Raw genomic sequence first — 17,253 nt, 5'->3', positions numbered from 1 at the left:
CTTACAAGTATCCAAGACATCTTTCATCATCGTTACAAAGAGAGTATTTCTCCAATCATCCCTTTAGATAAACCTATTGAAGGAAATCTTGCTACTTTTGAGATAAAAGATATTCAAGATGGCTTCATTTCTCTTGTAGTTGATTTTTAATGAGAACTTCTCAATTTTCAACTACCTCATGAACCAAAAACTCAAGCTCAGTGATTGAATTCTAATCAAATAGCCTATCTTCATCTTTCTATCAATACAAACAAAGTCGTCATTTGTAACACTATTATAACGCTTTATTTGAGATCAAAAAATATACAGAGCCTTCTATTTTTAGATGGAACAAATTCTTTTGATTGATTTTTATCTCTGGTTTGGTTTTCAAGCAGAACAAAAAGGAGATAATTACAATATAAACATGAAGAAAGATAATCTATGGCATAAGCATTGCAAGATCGAACTAGAGGTTAGATACTCTTTATTGTGAGAGGATTTGCTTATCCTCTTTAGATATGATTATCTTAATTTTATTTACTCAATTAGCAAAACCAATACTACAACTACGGCCCAAGATATGCTTGAATATTTTTTCATAATCTACCTCTTTTATGGATGTGGATACTCCACGTGGTTACCACGTCTTGGAGCAACCTCAAAAAATTATAATATACTCGCTAAGTTTTCAAAAATCTTATTGCTTTTAAAAAATTAAGATATGTGCTTAAAAAATTGGCTTGATGACTAGAAGTTTTAATAGAGAACAACAGCTTATTGTTTGAATCTTTGCAGTATAAATCTCATAAGAGATAAAGGATAAATTTACATTATTATGCTGATATTTTAACCTCAAATTTTGCAATTTTTGACTTATTTTAGTGCTTGATATTTTTTAAATACGACAGATAAATATCCTATTATCCTAAGTTTTATGATTATCATAGGCTGTGGTATGCTATAAAAGAAAGATGAAGTTAAAAAATAAATGGTCGGAGTAGCGGGATTCAAACCCACGACCTCACCCACCCCAAGGGTGCGCGCTAATCAGGCTGCGCTATACTCCGAAAAATGGAGCGTTGATTATAGCATAAAATGCATACTTTGTAGATTTAATGTTATAGGAATAATTGTTGCTTTACTCAATTTAGTTAGTTTTCTAAGGAGAGAATGTTATGATATTTTCTAGCCATTTAAGGCGGTTTCTTATTGCTATTTTATGTTTGTTTAGTATTAATCTGCAGGCTGAAAAAATAGGTGATATTGCCAATATTGTGGGCGTTAGGGATAATCAACTTATAGGATATGGTCTAGTGATTGGTCTTGATGGCACAGGAGATAAAAATAGTTCAAAATTTACAATGCAATCCATTGCTAATATGCTTGAGAGTGTGAATGTTAAGATTTCTCCAGATGATATTAAATCCAAAAATGTAGCAGCTGTAATGATTACAGCTGCTTTACCTTCTTTTGCAAGACAAGGGGATAAAATAGACATACAAATTTCTTCTATTGGAGATGCAAAATCCATACAAGGTGGTACCCTTATTATGACTCCGCTTACTGCCGTTGATGGCAATATCTATGCAATTGCACAAGGAGCGGTGGTTTTGGGTAACTCTCAAAATGTTCTTTCAGCGACGGTCATGAATGGAGCTACGATAGAGCGTGAGGTGACTTATGATTTATATGATAAAACGGGAATAAGTTTGAGTTTGAAAAAATCTAGTTTTCAAAATGCAGTGAAGATACAAAATGCCATCAATGATGTTTTTGGTTCAGATATTGCATTAGCGATTGATCCAAGAACGATTAAAGTTGTACGCCCTAAAAAGCTAAGCATGATTGAATTTTTAGCTCTAGTTCAAGAGGTCAATGTGGATTATAGCAATAATAATAAGATTATCATCGATGAAAAGTCTGGAACTATCGTTGCAGGCGTGGGCATCATCGTTCATCCTGTGATAGTTAGCAGTGGGGATATAACTATAAAAATCACAAAAGATCCTTTAGATAGCGATCATGTGCAAAAAATTGATGGAAATACAACCTTTGATTCCAAACAAAATACACTTAGCTCTAATGGTAAATTCACTACCATTTCGAGCGTCGTAAAGGCTTTGCAAAAAATGGGTGCAAGTGCTAAAAGTATGATTTCTATTTTAGAGGCTATGAAAAGAAGTGGCGCTATTAGTGCTGAAATTGAGGTAATATGATGATGAAGTTAGATGCAAGCTCAATTTATAATAACTATCAGACCGATAAGATACTTAAGCAATCTCATCTTAAAGGCGATGATAGAAAATTAAAAGAACAAACCAATGAATTTGAAGCCTTGATATTGAAATTTTTTCTTGACACGTCTTTGAAGCTTGATAATCCTCTTTATCCAAAAGAAGCAGGGACAGAAATATATCAATCAATGTATAAAGAGAGTCTATCCAAGCAGCTTAGTGGGAGTTTTGGTTATAGCGAGTTGCTCTTTAATTTTTTGAAAGAACAAGAAGTTGGAAAAAGATAAAAATACACTAGATTTTGAAGATGTCTCAGTATCAGATGAAAGAGTGATTGGAAAAGAAATGCTTGATAAAATCAGCTCTAATGATAAACATGAACTTTTGGAATTACTCAATGAATTTATTTTGCAAACCTATAAAATAGAAAAGGAATTCAAAGATTACAAGGCACTTTATGAGTGGGTCATAGAGATTTTACCTCAGGCCATTTGGGTTATCAACAGCAACGGAAGTTTTTTTTATAAAAATACTTTGGCATCTGAGATGGAAAATATTTTTAATGAAGCTAAAAAACAAAATTTTGATGGCGAAATTGAAGGAAATGAAAGAACTTTTTTATTTCAAAGTAATAGTATTCAAAATAGGCAGGTTGTGACAGCTACGGATATTACCTTGCAAAAAAGACAGGAACGTTTGGCTTCAATGGGCCAGGTTTCCGCACATCTTGCACATGAAATTCGTAATCCTATTGGGTCTATTTCAATCTTAACATCCACACTCTTAAAACGAACAGATAGCAGTTCAAAACCCATTGTTTTTGAGATACAAAAATCACTTTGGAGGGTTGAACGCATCATCAGTGCTACTTTATTGTTTTCAAAAGGAGTGAGTGTGCAGAAGGGTTCACACAATCTCATGGAGCTTAAAAATGATATTGAAAATATTATAGAGCAATATACCTATTCAAAACAAATAGATTTTTTGTTTGATTTTGAAGACAAAGAAGCACTCTTTGATTTGGATTTGATGGGTATTGTGATGCAAAATTTTGTTTATAACTCTATTGATGCGATTGAAGATGATGATAATATTACTTTTGGGGAGATTATCATCAAAGCAAAAATAAAGGAAAGTCAAATTGTTTTTTCTGTCTTTGATAATGGGAAACCCATAGAAAATAAAAATCTACTTTTTGAACCATTTAAAACGACCAAACTTAAGGGTAATGGACTTGGACTTGCTTTGTCGTTGCAAATAGTAGAGGCACACAACGGAAGTATCGAGCTTTTAGATAAAGAACAAAAAACCTTCGAAATAAAACTTCCTAATTTTGTTTAACTTATATTTTATTTACTATTTTTCTATAACATTGATATATTATCTAATCGATAAAATTTTTCTACAAAAAGGATTTTAAATGAGCGTTGTAAAACTACTCAAACAGCTTCAAGCTGATTCGATTGTGCTTTTTATGAAGATTCATAATTTTCATTGGAATGTTAGGGGATCGGATTTTTATCATACCCACAAGGCTACTGAGGAAATTTACGAGAAATTTGCTGATATGTTTGACGATCTTGCAGAGAGAATCGTTCAACTAGGTGAGAAACCAGTAGTAACACTAACTGAAGCACTTGCTAGTGCAAAAGTAAAGGAAGAGACCAAGATAGATTTCAAATCAGATTTTATTTTCAAAGCTATTTTAGTTGATTATGAGTATCTTGAAAAAGAATTCAGAAAATTGTCTGAACTTTCAGATAAAGAAAATGATAAAGTCACAGCCGCCTATGCTGATGAGCAGGTCACTAGTTTGCAAAAATCCATCTGGATGCTAAAAGCACATTTAGGCTAGTTTAAATATATCCATTTCTAAGTGGGGGTTCTATAATCCCCCATCTTGTTAATACTTTCTTAATACCTCTAAAGATTTTTTTTTGATCTAGATGTATCATCGTTATCATTTCTCGCACACAACTCCGAATTAAATATTTTTCTCATTGAAACGTAGGCATCATAGAAACGATGTCGCTTCTGTGATGCTTGAGAAAAATAATATTTTATTTGCTCTGCAAAACTCTTTTGCTTCTTCGACCATACTTCCGCCAATAAGGATGGGAATAACTTTGTGTTTATATGCCTTTTCTTTCAGAATCCTCACAGATCCTAATGGATCAGTCATATCTTGAGGAGTGATGAGCATATAGATAAAATCCACGCCATCAAACTCATCCACTACATCTAAAGCTACTTTGTATCTGTCTGCCAAAGCATCCCCAATGATGTCAATGGGGTTGTTATGGGACCAATGTTCGGGCAAAATAGCATTCAAGGCCTTGATATTTTGCTCACTTAAAGAGTAGAGTTTTTTTCCTCTAGAAACAATTGCATCAGTAAGAACCGTTCCAGGTCCTCCAGCATTGGTGATGATCGCAATTTCTTTACTGTTATGAAAGATGGGTTTGAATATCAATGCTTCAATATTATCAACCACCCTTACATTTTTTAAACTCTTCATCAACCCAGCAAACATATCGTAATTGCCACTTAAGTTTCCTGTATGTGAAAATGCTGCTTTTGCTGCCTCTTCACTTTTGCCTGATTTAAAAAGAAAAATGGGTTTTTGTGCAGATCGGATGTTTTCTAAAAATTCTTTTCCTTTACTGATGCCTTCTAAATATAAAGAAATACTTTTAGAGTTAGGATCTTGATCAAGCATTGGAATGAGATCTGAGCTTTCCAAATCGACTGCATTCCCAGTACTAATGATATGAGAAAAACCTATATCTAGGGAATTTGCACTATCCATAAGTGCTGCCAAAACCGCTCCAGATTGAGAGATGAAAGCCAAAGAGCCAGTTTTTAGATTACCTGTCCCAAAAGTTAGGTTTAAATTTGTGCTATCGTTAAAATATCCCAAACAATTTGGTCCCAAGACGTTGAAATTATTCTCTTGTGCAAGTTTGCCTATTTCTAATTCTTCATTTTGATGACCACTTTCTTTGAATCCAGCTGTAATGACGATGAGATTTTTTAATTTTTTATTCACGAGTTCTTTGATAGTAGGGATAACAAATTTTGCTGGGATCGCTAGAACAGCCGTATCAATATCGCCTTCTATCTCTTGAACACTCTTTAATAATGGTTTTCCAAACAGTTCGCCGCCTTTTTGATTCACGAAGAACAATTCTCCTTTGAAGCCAACAGAATTTTTTGCCACCACATAACCAGCTTTTGTTTTATCTGTACTGGCACCGATGATGGCGACTCGTTGATTGTGCAAGAAATCAGGTCTTGGGGATTTTCTTAAAGATATTTTAGGTGAAGTAGGAGATTTTTTTATCCTCGCATCCACTGCAATGAGTCCATTTTTTGTGAGTTTTAAAGGATTGATATCAAGTTCTTTAATATCGGGATTCTCATTGATGAGTTTTTGTATATTTTTAACGAGTGTTACTACTTCACTCATTTGATGGGAACTGCCACGATAGCCTTCAAAGAGTTTTGAAATTTTGGTACCTTTAAATGCACGAAGTATCTCGTCTTCTTTTGCTTTGGAATCAATATAGCAAATATCTTTGTAAAGTTCCAAATAAATCCCACCTTTACCAAAAAGAATGATATTTCCGAATACTTCATCTTCTACAGATCCTATATAGAGTTCTTCGCCTTGCAACATTTGTGTAATTATGAAACAGTCATTATGATCCAAGGGAATTTTGTGTACATTTTGAATGTTTTTCTTCATTTCCTCACGAGCATTTTTTAGTTCTTCATTTGAGTTTAAATTCAGTACAACACCGCCAACATCGCTTTTATGAACTACTTTTGGAGATTGAATTTTTAATACCGCAGGAAAAAAATCAACATTGATATCTTCATCCATTCCCACAACTTTATAAAAAGGGGTTTTAATACCGTACTTTTGTAGCCACTGATACAGTTCACTCTCTGTCATAAGTTCTCCTTAATTGTTTTATTTATATTCGTATTATAGGTTATTTTTTTGGTTTTTCTCTTTAGGTTTATAGTTTTTATCAAATATTGGTTTTAATTAGAGTATTATTTTCAATCAAAATTTTAAAGGAGCACCAATGGAAAAGTATTTGGGCTTTGGAGTTGTAGGAAACTTTGCCAATCATTTAGAACAAGCGGGTGAATCTAGTGACTTTGCTGATATTGTATCAGAGGACAAGGATGCTCCTAAGGGAATTTTTCCTTTTTATATTCCCCATAGTGCAGGTTCTTTGGGTAGGTATTGCATTAATAATGAAGCTATTATTTTGCCAAAAGATGAATCTTTTAAAGTTCAAGCAGAACCTGAAGTCGGTCTTGAATGCGATTTGGAATATTCAGATAATAAGGTCACTAAAGTTGTGCCAAGATTTTTTATGGCATTTAATGATTCTTCGGTAAGAAATGATGAAAATGCAACCAAACTTTCTCAGAAAAAAAACTTCTCTGATGGATCAAAAGCTGTGGGAGTGAAAATACCCATTGATAAATTTTCTAGAGGTGGGATTTGTGATGATTATTCTATCGCTTCTTTTTTGAAATTTGATGGAAGGGTTGAGGAATATGGCGAATCTAGTCAGATTGTAAGCTATAGTTATTTTTATGAGAAGCTTATTGATTGGATAAAAGATAAGCTAAATTCACAAAAAGAACATACTGTTTTAGAAGATCTACCTTCGGTATTGAAGGAATCTTGTTATCCTTCTAAAATTATCATCGCTATTGGTGCCACTCGTTATTTAGAACTTGCAAAAAAGAGATTTTTAAAGAGAGGAGATGTGGTATCTATTATTGTGTTTAATCATAAAAAATACACTTTAGATCGTTTAAAAGAAATAGTCTCAATGGACTGTATTCCAAGTGATCTTAAAGATATATCTATCATTAGGCAACAGGTCAAGTAGCTTCTAGAAACTTGTTAGTAAAACAACAGAAGCAATAACACAGGCTACACCTAGGTAGCCTATTGTGTTTAGTTTTTCCCCAAAACAGACGTATCCCCCAATAACAGTACCGATAATTCCTATCGCTCCCCATATTGAATAAGCGATGCTTAAGGGTATTTCTTTGAGTGCAAAAGAGAGAAAAACAAAGGCACATAAAACCAGTAAAATTGACATGATGCCTAAAATTTTATATTTGAATCCATCTGATTTTTTTAAAATGAGGTTGGCTAAAATATCTGAGAGTGCAGCTAGAAATACAAATATTAGATACGCACTCATTCCTTTTGACCTATATTGATGAGTATGATGCCAATAATTGCAAGGAAGATACCTATTGTTTGATAAAGATTAAGTTTTTCTTTAAATACAAAAATACCAATAATAGCAATGAGGCATAAACCCAATGCTTCCCATATTGAATATGCGACTCCCACAGGAATAATACGAATGCAAAGTCCCATGAAATAATAAGAGACTGTGATGAAAAGTCCCATTATAAAGTACCCCGATATTTCCCCTAGAGATATTTTGAGTGAAGTGGTAGCTATAACTTCTGCAATTACAGCTATGATCAAAAATATCCACGATTTAGTTTTGGACATTTTTATTCTTCTTTATGTAAATTAGTATCCCTAATGATAAAAAAATCATCACAATGCTTAGAATCTGCCCCATACTTAAATCTCCAAAATAATACCCCATTTGCGGATCAGGTTCTCTGTAGAATTCTGCAATAAAACGCATTATTCCATATGTAATGGCATACACAACAATGAGCAATCCTTGAGTTTTTAGGAGTTTTTTTGCTATCAATACGCTAACAAAAACAATCAACCCTTCTAAGAATGCCTCTATGAGTTGGCTTGGATATCTTAGCTCTCCATCCACAAGAATACCGATCTTCTCTCCCCAAATACTCCCAGAAGGAATGACTCGTCCATAAAGCTCTTGATTTAGAAAATTTCCAATACGACCAAATACATATCCTAGCGGTATGCTGATTGCCACTAAATCCATGTAGAGTAAAAAGTTTTGTTTTTTTCTATAAGCAAAGGCGATAGAAGCTATTAAAAATCCAACCAATGCTCCATGATAGCTCATACCTCTTATGCCTACAAAATTTCCTTGCGTGTCAAAAGGATTGAATATCTGCCAGGGGTGTAGAAAATAATACATAGAGTTTGGTTCATAAATAAAAATATAGCCCACTCTTGCTCCTAGAATAACCCCAATTTCTACCCAAATAAAAAAACTTTCCAAGTTTTTATTTGAAATGGGGAACCGCTTTGGATCTTTTTTAATGAATGTTTTAGCAATATATAGAGAAACCAAGAGCGAGAGGACATAAGCGATTCCATACCAATGAATTTCTAATCCAAAAATTTTAAAAGCAACTGGATTGAAAATACTGTAAATATTATTCCAAGCACTATACATTATCTGTCCTTAGTCTGTTTGATGATAATTTGAAACTTTTTATCAAGTTCTAGATATTTAAAGAGATTTAAAGTTTTCATATTGTTTGTGTATAGCTGAAGATCAATGCCATCATTTTCTTTGAGTTTCATCAGGTAACCTATGGCATAGGAGTTGATAGGATAGGTATCTATAAAAAATAAAAAAAGTGCTGATTTATTTTTATTTTTTTCAAGCACAACTTCAATACTATTTTTAAATTCCAAAAAATCTTCATATGTTTTAATTTTCCCCTCAATTGCCAAAAATGGTTGATTTTTTTCAGCTTCACTTATGGTGATTTTCATTTTTTATCCTCTGAAAAATTACTTTTTCCCAAACTTCTTCCTCCAATATTTTATGGCAATAACTCTGAGCAAGATATTTGATTATTTTTTTACCTTTTCCAATGCTAATATTTTTTTGACTATAGATTGTTTTTGGATAGTTTATCAAAATAATAGGGTGATGTTGAGATGAAAAATACAAATATATTTTTTGATCTGTATTTTTTAATGAATGAGAAAAAATATCATCCTTTGAATATCTACAAATACTATGTTCTATGATATTTGAAAGAATTTCAAAGAGCACCAAGCTAATATCATCTAAGATTTCTTTATCTTGTCCAAAGATATAGGGCAAAGCACAAATTATTTTATCAATATCAGTAAAGTTTGCATTGATGGTTAGGCTATAGGTTTTTGAATTCATCGGGAATAGGGGAGGTAAAGTCATACCCCAATAATGAGATTTTATGGGCGTGAAGCATCAATTTCTTTCCATCCAATCCTCCATAGAGACTATCTCCCACAATAGGATGATTGATACTTTTTAGATGAACCCGAATTTGGTGCGTACGTCCTGTTTTGATTATCACTTCCAATAATGTTTTTTTTCCTATGATAGAGATAGGTTTGATTTTTGTACATGCAGGGAGACCATCTTTTGATATTTTGCTTTTAGCATAGGTAGTTTTGGTTGTGAGTATGGGTTTGTTGATTTCACACTCTTCATCGACTATTCCTTCAACGAGTGCCAAATATTCTTTATAAACATTTTGGTTTTTAAATGCTGTTTTTGCTTGAAGATGAAAGGCTGACCCATCTTTTACAAGCAAAATAACCCCACTTGTTTCTTTGTCAAGGCGATGGAGCAAAACCCAATCCTCAAACATTTGAGCGAGTTCATAGCTTTCAATAAAAGGCGGCTTATCGATAGCTAGAATATTTTCATCTTCAAAAATAACTTTTGGTTTTTGAAGTTTTGTGATCTGAAAGATTGAATGAGGGGGAAGTTCTGTGCGTGCGATGGTGATTTTTTTACCATTACAGCTTACAAGTCCTTTATCAATAAGGGTTTTAGCTTTTTTATTAGAGATATTTTCTTGAAGGCTTAAGAGCTTGTAGGCTTTTTCCATATATTATCCTTGAGTAGTTTGTGTGATAGAGGTTATGAGGTGATTTAATTTACTATTTTTATCTTTAATAAAAGCATTTGGAAGATCTTCATAATGAACCATGGTTTGAACAAGTTCTTCTTGTGTGATTATCTTATATCCATCAATTGCCTCAAAAAGACTATTTTGATTGAATATATAAGGACCACTAATGAGTTTATTATGAAAAAATGCAGGTTCAAGTGGATTATGACCCCCTATTTTTACAAAACTCCCGCCAAGTATTGTGACATCTGATATTTTATATAGATTGTTCAGTTCGCCCAATGCATCAATAAGTAAAACATCACAATTTTCGTTTATTCCTTCTTTGGAAAATATCTTAAATTGATAAGATGTACTGATGAGTATTTTTTGTACTATCTCTTGGACTTCTTGAAATCTTTCTGGGTGCCTTGGCACTAGAATCAACCAGCAGTTATTGTTATCATCTCTAAGTTTTAGAAATGCCTTTAAAATCAACTCTTCTTCTTTGGGGTGTGTGCTTGAGGCAATGAATGTTGTCTTCAGGCTTTTGGGATAGTTTGATGTGATTTTTGGAGTATTGAAGAGTTTTAGATTTCCAAAAATTTCTACTTGTTTCCCGCCTAAATCCTTGATCTTTTTAACATCCTCATGGTTTTGCGCAAGAATTTCATCTATTTGCTCAAAAATTTTTTTATAAAACCAACCAAATCTCTTGTATTTAGGAAATGAACGCTCAGATATACGAGAGTTGATAAGCATTGTTTTTGCTCCAATATTTTTGGTGATTTTAAAAACCATATACCAGAGTTCTGCCTCTGTGATGACTAGAGTTTGAAGGGATTTTAATTTATGTTTCCAAAACGGAATAAAGACTTCAAAAGGAAGGAATTTAACCTGGATATGATTTTGTTTTGCATAAGTTTTTTTTGCTAAATCAAAGCCTGTTTGAGTAATAGTTGTTATTAAGATAGGTTTTTTTGGCATTGCTTCAATGATAGATTCTAAGGATTTTATCTCACCATAAGAACAGGCGTGAAACCAAAAATAAGGAGAGAAGGACAAAGAGAAATCTCTCAAAAAAAACCTTTGAGGAATCGAATATTTGTATTTTTCTCTCAAAGAAGTGAGTATCAAAAAAGGAGTGGAAATGATATATACCAACAAGCTGACTAGATAATATATCAAACCAAACATCAAGATACTTTATTTTGTTTCTTCGATATATAGAATCCTTCCGCAATGTGGGCAAGTGATGATGTCATTACTTTGAATAATTTCAGTATATACTCTATCATTAATTCTAATAAAGCATCCTCCACAGGCTTGTTTTCTTACTGGGACAACACTTGAATTTTTTGCCCATTTGCGAACTTTTTCATAAAATCCGATGAGTTTCTGATCCATTTTCACAATGAGTTTTTGTTTTTGAGAGAAGATTTTTTGCTGTTCATCTTTTATGACCTGGATGTCTTCATTGACTTTGCCTTCAAGACTTTTAACCATCTTATCAAGCTCATTAATTTCTGATTGGAGGGATTTTTGAAGATCTGTTTTGTGATCAAGCTCTTTATCCAATCTTTCTATTTCTATGTTTGCTTGGGTGCATTGCTCTTTGGCGATCTCTTCTTCTACATTCAAAGCCTTTAGTTCTCTTTCAGAGCGAACTTCTGAGATTTTTCTATGAATTCCTTCAAGTTTAACATTGATGTCTTTTAAGACTTGTTCATTTCTTGAAATTTGAAGTTGGAGATCTTTTTTTGCTTCTTCAAGCTGCATGAACTCAAGATTTTTAGATTCTTTAGAGCGGATTGTTTTGTCAAGTTCGCTTCTTTTGAGCTCTATCTTTGGTTCTAATGCATCAATATCTTTATCAAGATTTGATATTTCAATAAGTTGCTCAAGATGTTTGTTCATATTTTTGTCCTTCTAAATAGGTGAATGGATTTTTACAATCTTTAATTATAGCCTCATAACCCTTAGTTTTCAAAATAGATTTGATAATTTCTGGAAAAAATCTTTCACTCAAGTAGTGTTCTATCTCAATGAGACTGATTTTTAGAGACTTTGCAATCATCGCATCGTGATATTTGATATCCCCTGTGATGAGGCAAGAATCTGGTTTAAGGCTATCAGAATAAAGATAGGAACTTCCTGCCCCACAGATCACAGCAATAGAGTTTATATTCTCTGAACTTTGCGTGTATCTTAGATTTTTGATTCCTAAAGATCTACACACAGATTCAACCAAAGAAGCAAATTTTGTAGGTTCAATCATTCCTTTGAGTGCAATACCATCTGGAGTGAGTTTATCAAACCCTAAGATCTTTTTTGCAAAATATGGATTTAAATGCGTGGTATCAAAGTTTGTATGCATTGAGATGATTGAGCAGTTTTTTTGTATCAAGATTTTAGCAATATTAGCAGGATAGGTATCCCATATGAAGTTTTTCAATGATTTAAATATCAATGGATGATGAGAAATAACCAGACTTTCAGGATCGATTTCTTCTGCTATAGCTTCGCTAATTTCCAAACAGGCATAGATTTTAGATACTGTAGATTCCTTGCTTCCCAAATTCAATCCACTATTATCCCAGCTCTCTTGGAGTGAAAATGGTGATAGTGTGTTCAAAAATTCATAGATTTCATAGACTTTCATATGCGGTTCTTGAGCCTATCTTCTCGTTGTGCTTCTTGATCTTTATATAAAGTAGCACAGCCTTTAGCGAGTTCTCGTATCTTAAGGATATAGTTTTGTCTTTCAGTGATAGAAATGGCTTTTCTGGAATCTAGAATATTAAAAAAATGAGAACTTAGCATCGTGAAATCATATGCAGGTAGCGGAATATCAGCTTCAAGACATCTTTTGGCTTCGTTTTGAAATTTTTCAAACATTTCAAAAAGCATTTGAGTATCTGCAATCTCAAAATGATATTTACTGAATTCATATTCACTTTCTAAATGCACATCAGCATATTTAACGCTAGATCCATCTTGTTTGTGTGTCCAGATAATATCAAATATAGATTCTACATTTTGAATATACATTGCTAATCTTTCCACTCCATAGGTAATCTCGACCGCTACAGGATCACAAGCAATTCCCCCAACTTGCTGGAAATATGTGAATTGAGTTACCTCCATTCCATCTAACCATATTTCCCATCCAAGCCCCCAAGCGCCAAGAGTAGGGGACTCCCAGTTATCTTCTACAAACCGAATATCGTGTTCTAATCTATTGATACCTAGTGTTTCAAGACTTTTAAGATACAGCTCTTGAATATTCTCTGGGCTAGGCTTTATGAGAACTTGGAATTGATAATAACTTCCTAATCTGTTTGGATTTTCGCCATATCTGCCATCTGTTGGACGTCTAGAGGGAGCCACATAAGCAACACTCCAAGGCTTGCTTTCTAGACTTTTGAGTAAGGTCGCAGGGTGAAACGTTCCCGCTCCTGCAGGGATATCATAAGGCTGAACGATGAGACAACCTTGTTCTTTCCAAAAATTTTGGAGTTTGAGTAAAATATCTGAAAAACTATTTTGGTCTTTCTTCATAAAAATCCTTTATATTGATAGGGTTATCTCTTCATTAGATCATTCATGCTTTCTTTGGGATTTTTACCCTTTATAATTTCTTGAACTTCTGTAGCAATGGGAGAATAAATATTATTTCTTTGTGAGATTTGAGTGATAGCTTTGGCAGTTTTTACGCCTTCGGCAACTTCTCCAAGTTCAAGCAATATTTCATCAATGGTTTTATTTTGTGCCAGTCCTAATCCCACACGATAATTTCTTGATAGTATAGAGTTTGCACTCAAAAATAAATCCCCCGCACCAGAGAGTCCTAAAAACGTCTGCATTTTTCCTCCAAAAAATTCACCAAAACGCGACATTTCTACCAATCCCCTAGATAGCAAGGAAGCTTTAGCATTTTGCCCTAGAACTAGCCCATCGCAAATCCCACCAGCTATAGCAATGACATTTTTATATGCTCCTGCTATTTCCCCGCCTCTGACATCATCTTTTACATAGGGTTTAATAAAACTAGGCATTAAGTCTGCGAATTCTTGTGCAACAGAGGCGTTAGAAGAATGAATCGCTAATGCACACGGAAGTGCTAAGGATACTTCTTTAGCAAAACTAGGACCAGCTAGAGAACAAAGATTATTTTCATCTATGAATTTTTTTGCAATATCGCTTACAAAATCTCCTGTATCTTCTTCTATGCCTTTTGAAGCGATCAAGACTTTTGCATTTTTTGCGATAGTAGTAGATTTAAACCAATCTTTGAGCGCTGAGGTTGTTATAGTGATCACAAAATATTCAGAATCTAAGGCATTTTTTGTTTGAGTCTGAATAATAGGAGGGAGATTATTTTTTTTTAAAGCCTCATTTGCATCTACAAGGGCTTTAGATATATCTCTCCTAGATACTATAGATACTTCATTATTTTGAGCAAAAGCAAAGGCTAAAGCTCTTCCCCAAGCCCCACCACCAAAAACTGTAATCCTCATATTCCCTTCTTGATATTATTTTTACCCTCGCATTTTATCACAGAAATAAAATATTGTAATCATTCAAAGTTTTTTGATTTTAAATAAAAACTCATTCCAAATCCTATTAGACCCAAAAATGCTAGGTAATAACCGATAAACATCAGATCATAAACTCCTATGGTTGCCATTAAAATGGGTGAAAGACCTCCAAAAATTGCATAAGCAATATTATAAGAAAATGACAATCCACTGAATCTGATATTTGCAGGAAAGATACTTACCATCACAAGCGGAGTGAAATTCACCATAGAGGCAAAAAATCCAGCTATCAAATACCACATTCCTACAATGCCAATAGAAAAATCAGAATTTAGAACATAAAAAAATGCCAAAGAAGAAACGATAAAACCAAGTGAAAAAACTTTTAAAATATTTACAGAACCAAAGATATCCCTCAAAAAACCAATCAACAAACATCCAATTCCAAGTGTAAATATGGCTCCCATTTGAATGAAGGTCACTTCAGTATGCGTGATAATACGATTTGTATTATTCAAGATGGTATGGATAAAATTAGGCATTAAAAGAATTAAAATGACGATACATCCAGTTAGTATCCAGGTCATCAGGCCTGAAATAATTACAGCTTTTTTTGAATTTAAAAGCACTTCTTGAAGTGGAATTTGGAGTAATTTTTGAGATGCTTTCATTTCCTCAAAGACAGGGGTTTCCTCTAAAAAGGTACGTAAAAATACCGAGATAATGCCAAAGATACCTCCTAAAAGAAATGGAATTCTCCAAGCATATTCTAAAATCTCTGAGTTTTCAAATATTAAATCAATCACAACTGAAGCAATAGAGCCTAGTAAAATACCACCTGTGACAGAAGATGTTAAAACACCAATAGAAAAACCTAAGCGATTTTTATGTGTGTGTTCACATACAAAAACCCAAGCACCAGGAAGTTCTCCACCAATAGCAATTCCTTGAAAAATACGAATAAGCAATAAAATAATAGGAGCAAAATATCCAATACTCTCATAAGTAGGTAATATCCCCATCAAAAATGTAGGGATTACCATCAATAAAATAGAGAGCATAAACATATTTTTACGCCCATTTTTATCTCCAAGATGTGCCATTACTATGCCACCTAAAGGTCTAATAAAATATCCTACTGCAAAGGTCGCATAGGTATTGAACGAGCTCCAGAAGGCACTCATTTCTGGTGGATAAAAAAGTTTAGAAATAATGCTAGCAAAAAACACAAAAATGACAAAATCATAAAATTCCAATGTTCCACCAAGTGAAGAGAGAAGCATTATTTTGGTTTGATTTTTATTTAGGCTTTTAGAGATAGGTTTCATCGAGTTTCTTCAGATTTTTGAAAAAAATATATGAATATTCCTATAAATATACCAATGACTCCTAAAAATGCTAAATAATAGCCCACTAAAATTGGGTTATATGCATTCAGATTCACCACAAGTATAGGAGCAAATCCCCCAAAAATTGCATATGCAAGGTTATAGGAAAATGATAATCCGCTAAATCTAATATTAGGTGGAAAGATACACAGCATTGTTAATGGAGTAAAATTCATCACGCCTGCAAAAAATGCCACAATCACATACCACATAAAAATATTTTTATTATCATTGCAGTGATAAAGCGTATAGAAGAATATAAGTGATGTGATTGCAAAAGCAAAGCTAAAGACAATACACGCTTTTGAAATTCCTATCTTATCGGCCAAACCTCCAGATAATATGCATCCTATAATGAGACTAAATATTGCCAACATTTGAATTAAAATGATGTGGGTTTCTTGTGTGCTAAGAGTAGATTTCATAATGTTTGGAACTAGGAGTATGAGTACAACAATACACCCAGTGAGTATCCAAGTGCTGAGCATTGAGATCATAATATTTATCTTGGCAGTTTGAAAGACTTTTTTGATAGGGATTTTTACGAGTGAGTCGCTTCTTTTCATTTCTTGAAAGATTGGCGTTTCGTGCAAATAACGCCTGAGAAAAATTGATATGATTCCAAAGAGACCTCCTAATAAAAAAGGAATTCTCCAAGCGTATTGAGTGATTTCTCTAGAATCAAAAATAAAATTGATACAAAAAGCCACGATAGAGCCTAGCAAAATTCCTCCTACCACGCACGATGTTAAAACACCAATAGAAAAACCTAAGCGATTTTTATGTGTGTGTTCACATACAAAAACCCAAGCACCAGGAAGTTCTCCACCAATAGCAATTCCTTGAAAAATACGAATAAGCAATAAAATAATAGGAGCAAAATATCCAATACTTTCATAAGTAGGTAATATCCCCATCAAAAATGTAGGGATTACCATCAATAAAATAGAGAGCATAAACATATTTTTACGCCCATTTTTATCTCCAAGATGTGCCATTACTATGCCACCTAAAGGTCTAGCGAAGTATCCTGCAGCAAATGTTCCATAAGTATTCAAGGTGCTCAAAAAAGGATCTAGTGTTGCAGGATAAAATAAATGGGCAATGGTTTGTGCAAAAAACACAAAAATAATAAAATCATAAAATTCCAATGTTCCACCAAGAGAAGAGAGAGAAAGGGTTTTAATATCTTGACGATTTAATAAACGAGATTTTGGGATTGAATTTTTCATACACGCACCTAGAAAGATTTAAAAGGGGGAATTATAG

At 33.4% G+C, this 17,253-nt stretch carries 18 protein-coding genes, 1 tRNA gene and 1 pseudogene; 5 read left to right on the top strand and 15 right to left on the bottom strand.

The window, feature by feature from the left end; translation table 11 throughout:
• Positions 1–971: 971 nt before the first annotated feature.
• Positions 972–1,049 (bottom strand) — tRNA-Pro (locus tag BKH42_RS02840).
• Positions 1,050–1,157: 108 nt separating this feature from the next.
• On the opposite strand from BKH42_RS02840, the gene BKH42_RS02835 reads away from it, so the two are divergent.
• The 4 genes and pseudogenes from BKH42_RS02835 (at position 1,158) to BKH42_RS02820 (ending at position 4,071) form a co-directional block, all read left to right on the top strand.
• Positions 1,158–2,198: a flagellar basal body P-ring protein FlgI gene (locus BKH42_RS02835; protein WP_095294659.1), complete on the top strand. Its 1,041-nt coding sequence runs from the start codon at positions 1,158–1,160 to the stop codon at positions 2,196–2,198.
• On the top strand, positions 2,195–2,503 hold the full coding sequence (locus BKH42_RS02830) for a hypothetical protein (protein ID WP_095294657.1): 309 nt from the start codon (positions 2,195–2,197) through the stop codon (positions 2,501–2,503). The genes BKH42_RS02835 and BKH42_RS02830 overlap by 4 nt, the downstream gene beginning before the upstream one ends.
• A 91-nt stretch (positions 2,504–2,594) precedes the next feature.
• A pseudogene (locus BKH42_RS02825) lies at positions 2,595–3,557 on the top strand (ATP-binding protein); the annotation flags it as partial.
• 79 nt (positions 3,558–3,636) lie between these two features.
• The gene (locus tag BKH42_RS02820) at positions 3,637–4,071 is read left to right on the top strand and encodes a Dps family protein (RefSeq protein ID WP_095294655.1); all 435 of its coding nucleotides are present in this window, start codon (positions 3,637–3,639) and stop codon (positions 4,069–4,071) included.
• Between the two features lie 159 nt (positions 4,072–4,230).
• On the opposite strand, the gene BKH42_RS02815 is transcribed toward BKH42_RS02820, so the two are convergent.
• Positions 4,231–6,174, bottom strand: a complete 1,944-nt coding sequence (locus BKH42_RS02815) for an acetate--CoA ligase family protein (protein WP_095294653.1) — start codon at positions 6,172–6,174, stop codon at positions 4,231–4,233.
• Between the two features lie 136 nt (positions 6,175–6,310).
• On the opposite strand from BKH42_RS02815, the gene BKH42_RS02810 reads away from it, so the two are divergent.
• A complete protein-coding gene (locus BKH42_RS02810) occupies positions 6,311–7,135 on the top strand; it encodes a DUF5718 family protein (RefSeq protein WP_095294651.1) in 825 nt (274 codons plus the stop codon).
• 3 nt (positions 7,136–7,138) lie between these two features.
• Here BKH42_RS02810 and BKH42_RS02805 read toward each other — a convergent pair whose 3' ends face one another.
• The 13 genes from BKH42_RS02805 to BKH42_RS02745 are packed head-to-tail and all read right to left on the bottom strand — an operon-like array spanning position 7,139 to position 17,216.
• Positions 7,139–7,456, bottom strand: a complete 318-nt coding sequence (locus BKH42_RS02805; RefSeq protein ID WP_095294649.1) for an SMR family transporter — start codon at positions 7,454–7,456, stop codon at positions 7,139–7,141.
• On the bottom strand, positions 7,453–7,785 hold the full coding sequence (locus BKH42_RS02800) for an SMR family transporter (RefSeq protein WP_257874239.1): 333 nt from the start codon (positions 7,783–7,785) through the stop codon (positions 7,453–7,455). Before BKH42_RS02800 ends, BKH42_RS02805 begins: the two co-directional genes overlap by 4 nt.
• Entirely contained in the window at positions 7,766–8,614 is an 849-nt protein-coding gene (gene lgt / locus BKH42_RS02795; protein ID WP_095294645.1) for a prolipoprotein diacylglyceryl transferase, read from the bottom strand. Before lgt ends, BKH42_RS02800 begins: the two co-directional genes overlap by 20 nt.
• Complete coding sequence (locus tag BKH42_RS02790; RefSeq protein WP_095294643.1) at positions 8,614–8,940, bottom strand: hypothetical protein; 327 nt, start codon at positions 8,938–8,940, stop codon at positions 8,614–8,616. Before BKH42_RS02790 ends, lgt begins: the two co-directional genes overlap by 1 nt.
• Positions 8,921–9,370 carry a hypothetical protein gene (locus tag BKH42_RS02785; RefSeq protein WP_143428552.1) on the bottom strand — a complete coding sequence of 150 codons (450 nt, stop codon included), beginning with the start codon at positions 9,368–9,370 and terminating at the stop codon, positions 8,921–8,923. The genes BKH42_RS02790 and BKH42_RS02785 overlap by 20 nt, the downstream gene beginning before the upstream one ends.
• Positions 9,327–10,052: an RluA family pseudouridine synthase gene (locus tag BKH42_RS02780; protein ID WP_095294639.1), complete on the bottom strand. Its 726-nt coding sequence runs from the start codon at positions 10,050–10,052 to the stop codon at positions 9,327–9,329. Before BKH42_RS02780 ends, BKH42_RS02785 begins: the two co-directional genes overlap by 44 nt.
• Before the next feature lie 3 nt (positions 10,053–10,055).
• On the bottom strand, positions 10,056–11,252 hold the full coding sequence (gene waaA / locus BKH42_RS02775) for a lipid IV(A) 3-deoxy-D-manno-octulosonic acid transferase (protein ID WP_095294637.1): 1,197 nt from the start codon (positions 11,250–11,252) through the stop codon (positions 10,056–10,058).
• A gap of 9 nt (positions 11,253–11,261) precedes the next feature.
• Positions 11,262–11,972 (bottom strand): zinc ribbon domain-containing protein, encoded by a 711-nt coding sequence (locus BKH42_RS02770; protein ID WP_095294636.1) that lies wholly within the window; start codon positions 11,970–11,972, stop codon positions 11,262–11,264.
• Positions 11,956–12,717 (bottom strand): Nif3-like dinuclear metal center hexameric protein, encoded by a 762-nt coding sequence (locus BKH42_RS02765; protein ID WP_095294634.1) that lies wholly within the window; start codon positions 12,715–12,717, stop codon positions 11,956–11,958. The genes BKH42_RS02770 and BKH42_RS02765 overlap by 17 nt, the downstream gene beginning before the upstream one ends.
• A complete protein-coding gene (gene glyQ / locus BKH42_RS02760) occupies positions 12,714–13,616 on the bottom strand; it encodes a glycine--tRNA ligase subunit alpha (RefSeq protein WP_095294632.1) in 903 nt (300 codons plus the stop codon). The genes BKH42_RS02765 and glyQ overlap by 4 nt, the downstream gene beginning before the upstream one ends.
• Before the next feature lie 23 nt (positions 13,617–13,639).
• Positions 13,640–14,575, bottom strand: a complete 936-nt coding sequence (locus BKH42_RS02755) for an NAD(P)H-dependent glycerol-3-phosphate dehydrogenase (protein WP_095294630.1) — start codon at positions 14,573–14,575, stop codon at positions 13,640–13,642.
• 59 nt (positions 14,576–14,634) lie between these two features.
• On the bottom strand, positions 14,635–15,924 hold the full coding sequence (locus tag BKH42_RS02750; RefSeq protein WP_095294628.1) for an MFS transporter: 1,290 nt from the start codon (positions 15,922–15,924) through the stop codon (positions 14,635–14,637).
• Entirely contained in the window at positions 15,921–17,216 is a 1,296-nt protein-coding gene (locus tag BKH42_RS02745) for an MFS transporter (protein ID WP_095294626.1), read from the bottom strand. The genes BKH42_RS02750 and BKH42_RS02745 overlap by 4 nt, the downstream gene beginning before the upstream one ends.
• Between the last annotated feature and the right edge of the window lie 37 nt (positions 17,217–17,253).

It is taken from the genome of Helicobacter sp. 13S00482-2, assembly GCF_002272795.1.
Classification (GTDB): Bacteria; Campylobacterota; Campylobacteria; order Campylobacterales; family Helicobacteraceae; genus Helicobacter_J.
This window is presented reverse-complemented; position numbering and strand designations above follow the sequence as displayed.

Excerpts from the sequence above, each read along its gene's own strand:
- BKH42_RS02835 (WP_095294659.1), top strand. The coding sequence starts at position 1,158 with ATGATATTTTCTAGCCATTTAAGGCGGTTTCTTATTGCTATTTTATGT.
- BKH42_RS02830 (WP_095294657.1), top strand. The coding sequence starts at position 2,195 with ATGATGATGAAGTTAGATGCAAGCTCAATTTATAATAACTATCAGACC.
- BKH42_RS02820 (WP_095294655.1), top strand. The coding sequence starts at position 3,637 with ATGAGCGTTGTAAAACTACTCAAACAGCTTCAAGCTGATTCGATTGTG.
- BKH42_RS02815 (WP_095294653.1), bottom strand. The coding sequence starts at position 6,174 with ATGACAGAGAGTGAACTGTATCAGTGGCTACAAAAGTACGGTATTAAA.
- BKH42_RS02810 (WP_095294651.1), top strand. The coding sequence starts at position 6,311 with ATGGAAAAGTATTTGGGCTTTGGAGTTGTAGGAAACTTTGCCAATCAT.
- BKH42_RS02805 (WP_095294649.1), bottom strand. The coding sequence starts at position 7,456 with ATGAGTGCGTATCTAATATTTGTATTTCTAGCTGCACTCTCAGATATT.
- lgt (WP_095294645.1), bottom strand. The coding sequence starts at position 8,614 with ATGTATAGTGCTTGGAATAATATTTACAGTATTTTCAATCCAGTTGCT.
- BKH42_RS02790 (WP_095294643.1), bottom strand. The coding sequence starts at position 8,940 with ATGAAAATCACCATAAGTGAAGCTGAAAAAAATCAACCATTTTTGGCA.
- BKH42_RS02785 (WP_143428552.1), bottom strand. The coding sequence starts at position 9,370 with ATGACTTTACCTCCCCTATTCCCGATGAATTCAAAAACCTATAGCCTA.
- BKH42_RS02780 (WP_095294639.1), bottom strand. The coding sequence starts at position 10,052 with ATGGAAAAAGCCTACAAGCTCTTAAGCCTTCAAGAAAATATCTCTAAT.
- waaA (WP_095294637.1), bottom strand. The coding sequence starts at position 11,252 with ATGTTTGGTTTGATATATTATCTAGTCAGCTTGTTGGTATATATCATT.
- BKH42_RS02770 (WP_095294636.1), bottom strand. The coding sequence starts at position 11,972 with ATGAACAAACATCTTGAGCAACTTATTGAAATATCAAATCTTGATAAA.
- BKH42_RS02765 (WP_095294634.1), bottom strand. The coding sequence starts at position 12,717 with ATGAAAGTCTATGAAATCTATGAATTTTTGAACACACTATCACCATTT.
- glyQ (WP_095294632.1), bottom strand. The coding sequence starts at position 13,616 with ATGAAGAAAGACCAAAATAGTTTTTCAGATATTTTACTCAAACTCCAA.
- BKH42_RS02755 (WP_095294630.1), bottom strand. The coding sequence starts at position 14,575 with ATGAGGATTACAGTTTTTGGTGGTGGGGCTTGGGGAAGAGCTTTAGCC.
- BKH42_RS02750 (WP_095294628.1), bottom strand. The coding sequence starts at position 15,924 with ATGAAACCTATCTCTAAAAGCCTAAATAAAAATCAAACCAAAATAATG.
- BKH42_RS02745 (WP_095294626.1), bottom strand. The coding sequence starts at position 17,216 with ATGAAAAATTCAATCCCAAAATCTCGTTTATTAAATCGTCAAGATATT.